This window comes from Paeniglutamicibacter terrestris, from assembly GCF_012271785.1.
Lineage (GTDB): Bacteria > Actinomycetota > Actinomycetes > Actinomycetales > Micrococcaceae > Paeniglutamicibacter > Paeniglutamicibacter terrestris.
Genome location: NZ_JAAWVT010000018.1, coordinates 1 through 10225, shown reverse-complemented (window position 1 = coordinate 10225; position 10225 = coordinate 1). Strand labels below are relative to the sequence as shown.

Below are 10225 nucleotides of genomic sequence, written 5' to 3'. Positions count from 1 at the left end.
CGGGTGTGGCACGCATATTCGTTGGTGGAAGCATTTACTAGTGCGGCAAAAGACCTGGGTGGGAAAACTGTGTATCACGTCATTTGCTAAGTTGGAAGGTTCAACCCTTGGTGGCATCGGTTTAGGCCACGATCGCCAGATATTCGTCTGCAGGGCGATGTCGCGCTACGCAATGTTCGTGACAAAGCTTCCCTCCGTTATAGCCCGACGTCCTTCCGTGAGGTGAGCGCGAGCCGTTGGACGAGATCCTCAGGGATGGGGTTGTTCGCAGGAAATGTGATGCCGGTCTTGGTGGCCTTTAGTCCGGCGGCGGCAATGCCTTCGGCATGGGCGGTGATGGCGCCTGGGGAGAGGTAGAGGCCGCATTGCCTAGTGAATGCGGCGTAACTGGCGACGATCGATCGTCCGATCTGGAACCCCGGCATGTTGTATTTGAAGACCTCCTCCGCGTCCGGCAAAGTACGCGCCAGCTGTGCGCGCAACGTTGCCAGCAGTGGGCGGAACTGTTCGGGAGCAGCAGCGATGTACGAGTCGTGATCGGAGATCGTCATCACACCATTCTTCCACAGTCAGATCTCGTCACTGCAGCCGCGGGTCCTTGTCTCGTGACTGCCGATTCGGTTGAGGCCGCGCGCGGCTATGGCTCGACGGCAAATTCACAGGAGCTCTCTTGCATGGGCAGAAGCCAATTGGGTTGGTTGCCTGGCAGTGATCTGGGTCGAATGCAGCTATGAAAGCGGAAGGGGAATGTGCCGGCTACACAGGATGGTGGCTGCCGGTGAGGCAACGCCGTTGTTGCCGCCAGGTGCTTCTCTCGGACCGTGAGACTGAAGTCAGGCCCGCAGAATTCACCCACTACCGAACGAGCACACCAGTCTCACAGACCGTCTGGTTTTGTGGGCAGGCACGAAAATCGTGACCGGCGGCAACGCGAAGACGGGGCTCTCGGCATATATGAAGTCTTTCGCGTGCGAAAGCACAAAGAATTTACAGCAAGCCAACTTGATGCACGCGAGGATCTCTTCGACGGTGAGTACCGTAGGAATCCGTCGTATGGAACCCGGATGCGCCCTACGGCTATTCACCTGCAGTCGCTCACGTGCTGGCGTTCCACGGACGATATTGGTCGCGCAGGTGGGCTTCCAGCGTCGGCTGGTATCGGTGCGTTCAGAAGAAATCTTGGTGGCCAGCATCGGTGGCGTCTTAGTCGATGAACGCCATCGCGGCACGGGCTTCGGCGGGCGAACGGTGCGAGAGGCTCGAACCACCACCCGCTGGTCCGTCACCGCCCACGGATCAGCGACCGCGTCCTCTTCGACAAAATCATCCAAGTTCTCGTCTTAGGTGCCTCCTACGAAAAGTTCAGCGACACTAGCTACTCCGCCACCACGGTCCTGCGTCGGCGTGATGTCTGGATCGACGCCGGAATCTTCACCACCTTCGAACAGATTTACCTCGAATCCTACGACCAGATGGGTAGGCCGGAAATGGGGAACCTCACCGGGAGCGGGTGCATCATCAAAGCTCCCTGCGGCGAGGAAACGGCTGCAGAATCCCAGGCAGATCGCGGAAAACTAGGCACCAAACGCTCGGTGCTCACCGACAGCCAAGGCATCCCGCTGGGCCGTTTCGCAGCACCAGCGAACCGGCATAAATCCCCGTTATTACGCCCCACCTTGGAGAAACTCTCCCGATTCGGGATCCGCAGACCACCGTGCATTTGGATGTCGGATAGGACAGCTCCAAGACCTGCATCCTACTTACCGAACCCGGCTGGGAAGGGGGATCATCGCCAGAGGTGAGCCGCCGCGAGCCAGGGCTCGCTGGGTCGTTGAACGGACCAACGCCTGGCACACTCGCGGCTTCAAGAAACTATTGATCTGCACGGAAAGACGTGAGCGGGTCATCGACGCGATGATCAGCTTCCCCAACAGCATCATCGTCCTGCGACGATTGATCCGCGAAGCTTCGATTACCCGACGCGGTGAGGGCATTCGCTCCCACAGACAACTGCACCATGATTGATCAGCTAAGGCATTTCGCAGAGCGTTCCGCTTGCGGACGTAGCCAAGTGGCACGGACGCCTTTGGTCGGCGAGGGCAAGGCCTTCGCAAAACGGTCGTTGTGGGCGCTGAGATAGCCTGAGGTGATGAAGGCTTTATCGATTGGTGCAGCTGTCCTGCTTCTGCTGGCTGCCGTTTTTGCTTTGCCAGTCAATCCACTCTGGAGCTTGGTCTCTCTAGCTGCAGCTATTTGCTCTGTTGTGACCTACTTCGTCTTTAAGAAACAGACAAAGCACAAACGCTAGGCGGTGTCGCGCCAAGTCGTGTCCCTTAGCGTTCCTAAAGGGGCAAGAGATGGAAGCCCTTTCATGGACTGGGTGCGTTCCGGCCCGACTTTGTCTTCGAGCGCCAAATAGGTGTTTGGCCACGCTAGACTCAAGACGTGGATTTTACCGACGTAGCTCTGCTTGAAAGCTAGTTCGTTCGACTCGAACCGCTTTCCGAGACACACTATGACGACCTCGTAGCAGCGGTTGAAACCGATGATCTTTGGCGGACTTGGTATACACATATCCCCTCTCCTGTGACCATGGAAAATGAAATCAAACGTGGGATTTCCCTGCACACCGTGGGTCGCATTGTTCCCTGGGCCATCATCGACCCAATAACTTCTCGTGCGGTGGGAATGACCACATATTTGAACCTCGAACCAGCCAACCGTCGTCTGGAAATCGGAGCAACGTGGATCGGATCGAAAGCGCAAGGAAGGGGAATTATCGCCGCAGCCAAGCTGCTGTTGCTCCGGTGCGCGTTCGAGGAACTGGGGTGCATGGCAGTGGAGTTCCGGGCTCATTGGCACAACCACCAATCCCGGCGCGCAATCGAACGACTCGGCGCCAAACAAGACGGCATTCTTCGCAATCACACCATCTTCGAGAATGGCACCGTCCGCGACCCCGTGGTGTTCTCCATAGTCGAAGCCGAATGGCCAACGGTGAAATTCGGGCTTGCCGTAAAACTTAACGCATACCAAAGTACGTCACCCTAAGCGCTGCGTTGGCAGTGCCGAGTGTCCCAGCTAGCGCTCCCCCTGTGGAGCGTTGCGCACCAGGCATCCTGGCGTTTGGGGTTGCGAGATTTATCGCTGTGAGACACATGCCGTGGACAAAAAGCCCAGCTATTCATATACCGGCAGAACGTAAGTCCAAGGTGAATCCTGGATATTCCGGGAAATCCCCAACGAAGTCGGCTTCAAATCCCAACGACTCATAGAAGCGAACCGATTCAGGCGTTGCCTGCCAGTCAAGAATCATCGGCGATGGACGGGCGTTTGCCCACGCGAAGGCGAACTTCACCAATGAACGACCGATTCCGCTTCGGCGCGCATTCGGATCGACAAACAGGTCGTGTATTCGGCCCACGGTAAAAGATCCTCGGAGTCCGCGCCCATAGTCCTGGACTGCAACATATCCCGTCAGGCAGCCCGTGTCCTCTGCAACGGCCACAAACCAGGTAGCGTCCTTCAGCAAGGAGCGAAAGTGGACCTCGAATTCCCCCACGCTCATCTCTAGCCCGGGCGTGAATATATTCGCCATGCCATAAAGCTCGGCCGCATCCTCAATTCTTGCGGCCCTGACCTCAGCACTGTCGATAATCATGGTTGAAGCCTAACGGCCTATCTCTGGAAATCTCGGAATGAATTCTGCGACCTTCCGAGAGAATGATCAGCCCTAACCGGAATTCAAATAACAACAACCGGTCTGTGACCCGCAGAAAGTTCATCATGGGGCACTGCCATTGCGATTATGAAAACAACATAGTTGTGATGGTGAGCATGTCACAGTTTCGAATTGATAGCCTTAACGAATGATATTCGCTGCGTTGATACTTCTTGCCTGCTATTTTTTGCTCATCGTTGTCGTTATTCGTTGCGCTGACGGCCGCATCGGAACCAATGGAATTGCGGGTCTACGCACCTCGTCGATTATGGCCAACAAGGAGACTTGGATCGCCGGACACAAGGCAGCCAAGAGACCGACCCTTATAGGGATCTACGCGGCAATCGTCTGCATGATGCCTGCCCTATTTGTACAAGGTGAAGACTCACAAGGGCTCGTACTTGTCGCGTCATGCATGATTATGTTCATCGGGGTCATGATTGGAACGTTCAAGGGAACGAAGGCAGCGAAACGGATTTTAGCTACACAGCATTAGAACCGAATTATTCCGGACATCGTTCGACCAGTCCCGGTGGAGGTTCCCCAGATGGTCAAGAGGCCGCCATATAGCGTTTTTTGATTCTCCCGACAGCCGCCTTCGAAGGACCGCAGAGTGTCAGTCCTTCTGGAATGTTCGATATCCTTCCACCATGATCGAACTTCCGGCCCCACCGTCATTAGCCACGCCATCCAACCAAGTCCAGACGTCATACCTGGTCGGCGAGCAGGCCGACATGCTTCACCGGGGATCTAACACGGAATGGCTTCGAGCAGCGAGTCTGGATTTTAATAGTTATGTCGAGGAACGAGTGGGCGTACGAGAACGCTGGGGCGTTCCCTCCGAACTGTTCTGGTTCACTTCTCACGAGTACTACATCGGTTCTCTGGTCATTCGTCATACCCTGACCGAAGACGAAGGAGGCGGCCACATCGGATACCACGTCGTCTACCCGTGGCAACGCCAAGGGCACGCAAGTCACATGCTCCGGTCCGCGCTGGTGAAGTGCAGAGCGCTAGCCATCGACCGAGCTCTCCTCACCGTCGCGCCGGACAACCTTGCATCAATCAGCGTGGTGAAACGAAACGGCGGGGTCCCCGATGGGACTAACCACGAAGGTGAAATCCGCTTCTGGATAGACACGTCAACCGCCGATTGATCGTGGTACCCGCTGGATCCTGTTTAAAGGCTGGTGCCGAGTTGAATCTGGTGGCATCGTCTCGCATAAGGTTCCCGCCCCGGGCACTTGGAACAGCAACAGAAGTCTTGGAAAGACCAAGTCAACCTCGTGATACAAATATGACATGAGATCTATGAAAATCCTGCCGTTCGCAATCGCGGGGTTGCTCTTGGCCACCGGATGCAGTTCCGCTCAGACCAAGCTGGCCGTCTCGGACGATGTCCCTGCGTCTGTATGCAGGCCGGCCAACACGAGTGGGGAATTCCTAGTTGCCATGAATTACCTGCACAACGAAGGAAAAACCCCTGCAGAAATCACCAAGGTCGAGCTCGATGACCCCACGAACCTTAAACTGCAAGGCTTCGGAATTATCAGCAACGAAGAAGTGGGCACTCGAGGTGCTGGTGGTGATCTGCAGCTAGACACGAATCGTGTCATTGCCGTTGGAGACACTGCAGCGATTCAGGTCGAACTAGGACTGAACAACACAACAGAACCAGGGACCGCGAAATCCCTCAAGGTGACTTACAACAATCCAGACGAAAAAGACACTGCCTCCCTCACCATGATGACCACACTCGAGGTGCTTCCCGCCGGTCAAACCTGTAAATAGACAGCCGCATTCCGTGTTCCGAAATTCTTGCCAAAGCCGGGGCCAACGGTCAGATCTCCCCTCGGAATCCCCGAACTAAAGGACCGTCCCATAGGGGGTTGCGTTGCGGGACTAGCGTGCGGTGAGTCTTTCTCCAGACCGGGGTGGCTCAACCGGATTACGGTCAGTAGTTGATGGCCTTGGTTCGGCCAAGGTCAGTTGGGGTTGTTTTCTGGATCGATTGCCGGCAGCTCAGCGCGTGCCAGGAGTTCAAGTTGAAGGACTTGTTCTGCTCCGAGAATTTCCATCCCAAGTAGTTTTCCATTCCTGTCGAAGTCCAGCGTTACTTCCCCTTTCCCTCCAGGGGTTTCGATTGAGTGCAGCTGGATGGCGGCTTCTCCGTCGTGAATGTGGTCGGCGATCATAATATATGCCGCATCGGCCTGCTTGTCATAGGTAATTTTCATAAACTTTACCTCTGGTTGAGTGAGCTGGACCTTCTCTATGCACATGGATGCTGTGCAAAAGGAGACGCTGTTCATCATGGACACGACCAGACCCGGACGGGCCGATCTAGATGAGTTCGAACTCTACTACCCCAACCTCATCCTCGTCAGACAGTTCAGGGTAGCGTGCACGAAGGCTGCCCCGGAACTCGTCCATGCACTCCCCCGGCGCAAGACACGCCTGCTCGGCCGTCATCTGGTCCAGCCGGTAATGTTGGACATTTGTCACCATTCCGTTCAACGTCCGATGCGCTGCATCATTCTCAAATACAAAGATGTACGGCCCTGGAACCACCGGATCGTCAAAGCGGACAGTCGTCACCTTAGTTCCATTTGCGACTGCATCGTAATACTTCTTGCTGAACCTCAGCAGCCGCCGGGAATCTGCATCCGGGAAGAAGTACGTGTCCGGGAGCAACTTTCGAACAGGACGCATCTGGGGTCCGTTATCCGTGGGCACGGCAACCATGATGTCCGGGTGGATATCCAACATCGCCTGTCGGCATCTCCCACATGGCGGCATGAGGCCCCGTCCGCCATCCCCGGCTGCGGCCATACTCACCAACGGCGCGGAACTCTCCGTCGCCGCGAGTCCCATCACCACGAATTCTGCACACGGGCCGCCGGTGAAGTGGTAGACATTCACGGCGCGATGAATGACGCCGTTCGTATCCATCGCCGCCGCCGCAACCGTATGGTTCTTGTCGGCACCGAGTGTCGCCGCAAGTTCTTCCGCTGCCTCGATGACTCGAAGGTCTGATTCAAATAGATCCATGACCCAAGCCTGCCTCATCATGAAGACAATTCCGGCCACCACATCCATTTCCTACTGAAGAATCCGGAAAAGGAATCGTTGTCCGCACTTGGGGTGGCGCGTGGCGCGTTCGGCTCTCGGTCATGAAATGAACTGGCGGAGATGATTCCTACCATCCGTTGCGATTCAATTTTGGGGAAAACCGCAAAGTGAAGCCCACCATGGACTCGGTGGGGAGTGCCTTGCCTGCGGTGGACCGTTAATGGCCCAAGGTTCCTTCCGGCTACGCTCGGACCGAGGAAATCTTGTCACAGCAAAATGTTGGATACCCACAAATCCATGCCGAAGGTAGAGGGCTCAATATCCAGACAGAATTCGGGCGCTGACACTTCCGTTAGATGGCGAGGTTGCATACTCTCGGACTAGGAACCGTTGAGCGAAGCCATGGTCAGGCCCGCTGTTCCTTCGATGGAAACTCACTTCGAACATCAAAGGAAAGCGAGCAGATGAGACCACTTCGATACTCGATCAACGTCACGCTCGACGGATGCTGCCATCACGAAGCAGGACTCCCGCCTGACGAGGAATCGATGCATTACTGGACCGCTCAGCTAGAGCGTGCCGATGCCCTGCTGTTCGGCCGCGTGACCTACGAGATGATGGAATCGGCTTGGAGGAAGCCTGCCACGGGAACGTGGCCGAGCTGGGTGGAAAGTTGGCAGATTCCGTTTGCCGAGGCCATCGACCGGGCGAAGAAGTACGTAGTGTCGAGCACGCTTAGCGGGGTTGATTGGAATGCCGAACTGGTTCAAGGCAACTTGGGGCAAGTCGTTCACCAGCTCAAGCAGGAGCCCGGCGAGGGCCTCTGGGTTGGTGGTGTGACACTCCCCCTCGCGTTGGCAGATCTGGGGCTGATCGACGAATACGAGTTTCTCGTGCAGCCAGTCCTTGCCGGACATGGACCGACGTTGCTCGCCGGTCTCCACGAGCGCATTAAGCTTGATCTCGTGCAACGACACGAATTCCGATCGGGGGCGATCGCCCTACGATACCGGCCCAGACACGCAACACCTCGAAGTTAAGTGTCCTGATACGTTGGCCGCCGCTGGAAATTTCAACCACAACGCCCAGACAAATCCAGCAACCCCACGCCATTGCCACAGACACGAGAATCGAACGGCGCCGGCAGCGACCCCCTGCTACCGAAATTTAGCGAAGACGCGCACCGGTCCAGCGCTGAAATCAGCACCCTCGGTTAGCCCCATGGATTCGTAGAAGGCTCGTTGCCACGGTTCGTCATCTGTAATCAGTACCGTCTGGCGTACGTGTTCGTATCGCTCTAATACCCGCTCAAAGAGCACGCGCCCCACGCCCGTTCTGTGAAGGTCCGGGTGAACCAGAATGTCCTGGAGATAGCAGATGGTTGCATCGTCAGAAATCGCCCGAGCGAGACCAACAAGCTGGCCATCCTCGTTCCGCGCAGATACTACAAACGAAGAATTCTTGATCGCTTGAAAGAGCACCTCCGGGCTGTCCGTATAAGCCGTCCAGCCAACCGCGTTGTACAGCGACAAGACGTCGACATCGGGTATAGCTGGTGAAGTAGACATGGTAAATGGTGACATTGGGCCAGTGTTGCACGAAGAATTCATGCCTGCACACGTAGGACCATTTTCGCGAGCACTTTAGATGAGGCACGCGTCGCACAGTTGGCGAGCATATTGTCATGAGGCACTTCGGTATACGGTATTCACGTCGGCACCCGTCCTGGAGAGGCTTTCGGAATACGGGGTGCCAGCACGCCTTATGCGCGATTCCTCAATAAACGGCTCGGCTTCGCATCCGGCAGGTGACAACAGCAGAGATTGACAGAATATTTAGGGAGGGCAGCCGATGTCTGCCAGCAACCAGCCACCCACGCCGCCAGCAACGCTGAGTATTCGGTATGACCCCGGGCGAGCAACTCGGCAACTCATCGGCTTTGGCGCAGCCACGGCGATCATGATCGGACTCGCCGCGCTGGGTGTTTTCGTGATCGTGGCCAGCTTCATACAGGTGCAAGCTGTAGGCACTTTCATCGGTGTCGCTTTCGGGATCTTTTTCATACTTGTGTCGCTCGTATCGCTCGTGAGTTGCGCCGAGATCCTGACCCGCATCATCCGATGGTCACGACAAACCTCTCCGCTGGTATCCCTCGATGCCGCGGGGATCACCGGCTTCGCGTTTGTCGGCGGTCGCGGACCAATTGACAGCGACGGCCCTATCCCCTGGAGCAACATCAAAGTGGTCCGGCTTGAGAGCTCAGAACCGCGGCTAAGGCGTTCCAGGGGGCTCGCCAATCTCGACGTCAATCACCGACTCAGAATGGCGACGAAGAAAAGTCTTGACCGAACGGCAGGTTTGGGACTCGGGATGCGTGACGGCACCCGATGGATGGGGATCGAGCTGACAGACGGTCGCAAGGCGAACTTTGATCTCAGGCTTCCAATGAGCCCTGAATCCTTCAGCATGCTTGCATCGCAAATAGCCGATCATGTCCGGGCGCATAACCCACACATCGTGCTGCTGGGTGTCATCGAGGTGTGAGCATATGAGCACTTGGCATCGGATCGTGTCAGCGAGGATTTTCCGATGCAGGTTGATCCCTTGCGGTTCCCCGCTACTCCGTTACCGATGAAGATTCGAAAATCCGCCCGGCAGAGAGTTCGCCGAGTGGAGCACCGCTGCGACGCATTGAATCTGTGCTGGCTTGCAACTTCAACGCCGCAGAATTAGTTTGATACGTTTGCCAAAGCTCCGACAACTTGAAAGGCCCCCAGTGCTGCGTCGTCCCCAGCTCGACTTGCGCCCATTTCACCAGGCAGATACGGAATTCTTTACCCGCATGGCCTCAGACGAGCGGGTGACACGCTATGTTGGCGACGGCCAATCGTGGAGCCACGAGTTCATCAATGGGCGCATTCGGACAGCACTTGAGCAGGACCCGATAAAGACCGTTGGAGCTTCTCGCTGGTTTCTGGCCACCGAGGAAAATGCACCTGTTGGCATCGTGGTCTCCACGCGCAAGGTGGACGGGATCGAGATCGGATACTGGGTATCCCCGGATCGTTGGGGACGAGGGATCGCCGGCGTCATGGTCGATAAAGCCCTTGCGACAGTTTCCGAGATCTATGGAACTCGAAAACTTATCGCGCGCGTGGACCCGGCCAACGCCGCTTCCGCCAAGGTCCTTACGCGACGTGGCTTCCAGCTGGAAGCCACGTGTGAAGGACTCGATTACTACACTCTTGCGTAGTGACGGGCTCCAGCTGAGCATCTTCACGGTGACGTATTGCAGTCCCGCAATAGTTGCCCCTTTTGGAAAAAGCATGAGCGGATCCATGGCAAAGCCAAACCCTCGATTCAGTATCCAGCCGTCGGCACTCCGCTGTGTCGCAACGATTGCCGGTTTAGACAATATATAAGAGGGGCCGA

General features: G+C 56.3%; 12 protein-coding genes and 2 pseudogenes. 9 read left to right on the top strand and 5 right to left on the bottom strand.

Annotation, left to right across the window (positions count from 1 at the left end):
- Positions 1-197: 197 nt before the first annotated feature.
- Entirely contained in the window at positions 198-551 is a 354-nt protein-coding gene (locus tag HED64_RS19560) for an iron chaperone (protein WP_168153615.1), read from the bottom strand.
- Positions 552-1029: 478 nt separating this feature from the next.
- Between HED64_RS19560 and HED64_RS19555 the strand changes: the two genes are divergently transcribed.
- The 3 genes and pseudogenes from HED64_RS19555 to HED64_RS19550 form a co-directional block, all read left to right on the top strand.
- Positions 1030-1344 (top strand): hypothetical protein, encoded by a 315-nt coding sequence (locus HED64_RS19555; RefSeq protein ID WP_168153614.1) that lies wholly within the window; start codon positions 1030-1032, stop codon positions 1342-1344.
- A pseudogene (locus HED64_RS20010) lies at positions 1269-2025 on the top strand (transposase); the annotation flags it as partial. The gene HED64_RS19555 and the pseudogene HED64_RS20010, both read left to right, overlap by 76 nt.
- Positions 2026-2499: 474 nt before the next feature.
- Positions 2500-3051 (top strand): annotated as a pseudogene (locus HED64_RS19550) (GNAT family N-acetyltransferase); the annotation flags it as partial.
- 133 nt (positions 3052-3184) lie between these two features.
- Here HED64_RS19550 and HED64_RS19545 read toward each other — a convergent pair.
- On the bottom strand, positions 3185-3661 hold the full coding sequence (locus tag HED64_RS19545; RefSeq protein WP_168153613.1) for a GNAT family N-acetyltransferase: 477 nt from the start codon (positions 3659-3661) through the stop codon (positions 3185-3187).
- 208 nt (positions 3662-3869) lie between these two features.
- On the opposite strand from HED64_RS19545, the gene HED64_RS20305 reads away from it, so the two are divergent.
- The 3 genes from HED64_RS20305 to HED64_RS19530 all read left to right on the top strand — a co-directional run bounded on the left by HED64_RS20305 (position 3870) and on the right by HED64_RS19530 (position 5512).
- Entirely contained in the window at positions 3870-4217 is a 348-nt protein-coding gene (locus HED64_RS20305; RefSeq protein ID WP_168153612.1) for an SdpI family protein, read from the top strand.
- A gap of 154 nt (positions 4218-4371) precedes the next feature.
- The gene (locus HED64_RS19535) at positions 4372-4878 is read left to right on the top strand and encodes a GNAT family N-acetyltransferase (RefSeq protein ID WP_168153611.1); all 507 of its coding nucleotides are present in this window, start codon (positions 4372-4374) and stop codon (positions 4876-4878) included.
- A 154-nt stretch (positions 4879-5032) separates the two neighbouring features.
- The gene (locus HED64_RS19530) at positions 5033-5512 is read left to right on the top strand and encodes a hypothetical protein (protein WP_168153610.1); all 480 of its coding nucleotides are present in this window, start codon (positions 5033-5035) and stop codon (positions 5510-5512) included.
- A 194-nt stretch (positions 5513-5706) separates the two neighbouring features.
- Here the strand turns inward: HED64_RS19530 and HED64_RS19525 are convergent, their stop codons facing one another.
- Together HED64_RS19525 and HED64_RS19520 are read right to left on the bottom strand one after the other, a co-directional pair.
- Complete coding sequence (locus HED64_RS19525; protein ID WP_168153609.1) at positions 5707-5958, bottom strand: DUF2283 domain-containing protein; 252 nt, start codon at positions 5956-5958, stop codon at positions 5707-5709.
- Positions 5959-6064: 106 nt separating this feature from the next.
- Positions 6065-6772 carry an ASCH domain-containing protein gene (locus tag HED64_RS19520; RefSeq protein ID WP_168153608.1) on the bottom strand — a complete coding sequence of 236 codons (708 nt, stop codon included), beginning with the start codon at positions 6770-6772 and terminating at the stop codon, positions 6065-6067.
- 485 nt (positions 6773-7257) lie between these two features.
- Between HED64_RS19520 and HED64_RS19515 the strand changes: the two genes are divergently transcribed.
- A complete protein-coding gene (locus HED64_RS19515) occupies positions 7258-7833 on the top strand; it encodes a dihydrofolate reductase family protein (protein ID WP_168153607.1) in 576 nt (191 codons plus the stop codon).
- Positions 7834-7950: 117 nt separating this feature from the next.
- Here HED64_RS19515 and HED64_RS19510 read toward each other — a convergent pair whose 3' ends face one another.
- A complete protein-coding gene (locus tag HED64_RS19510; protein WP_245326120.1) occupies positions 7951-8361 on the bottom strand; it encodes a GNAT family N-acetyltransferase in 411 nt (136 codons plus the stop codon).
- Between the two features lie 283 nt (positions 8362-8644).
- Here HED64_RS19510 and HED64_RS19505 point away from each other — a divergent pair, with 283 nt between their 5' ends.
- Positions 8645-9337, top strand: coding sequence for a hypothetical protein (locus HED64_RS19505; protein ID WP_168153605.1), 693 nt, complete (start codon positions 8645-8647; stop codon positions 9335-9337).
- 232 nt (positions 9338-9569) lie between these two features.
- Complete coding sequence (locus HED64_RS19500) at positions 9570-10046, top strand: GNAT family N-acetyltransferase (protein ID WP_168153604.1); 477 nt, start codon at positions 9570-9572, stop codon at positions 10044-10046.
- Positions 10047-10225: the final 179 nt, after the last annotated feature.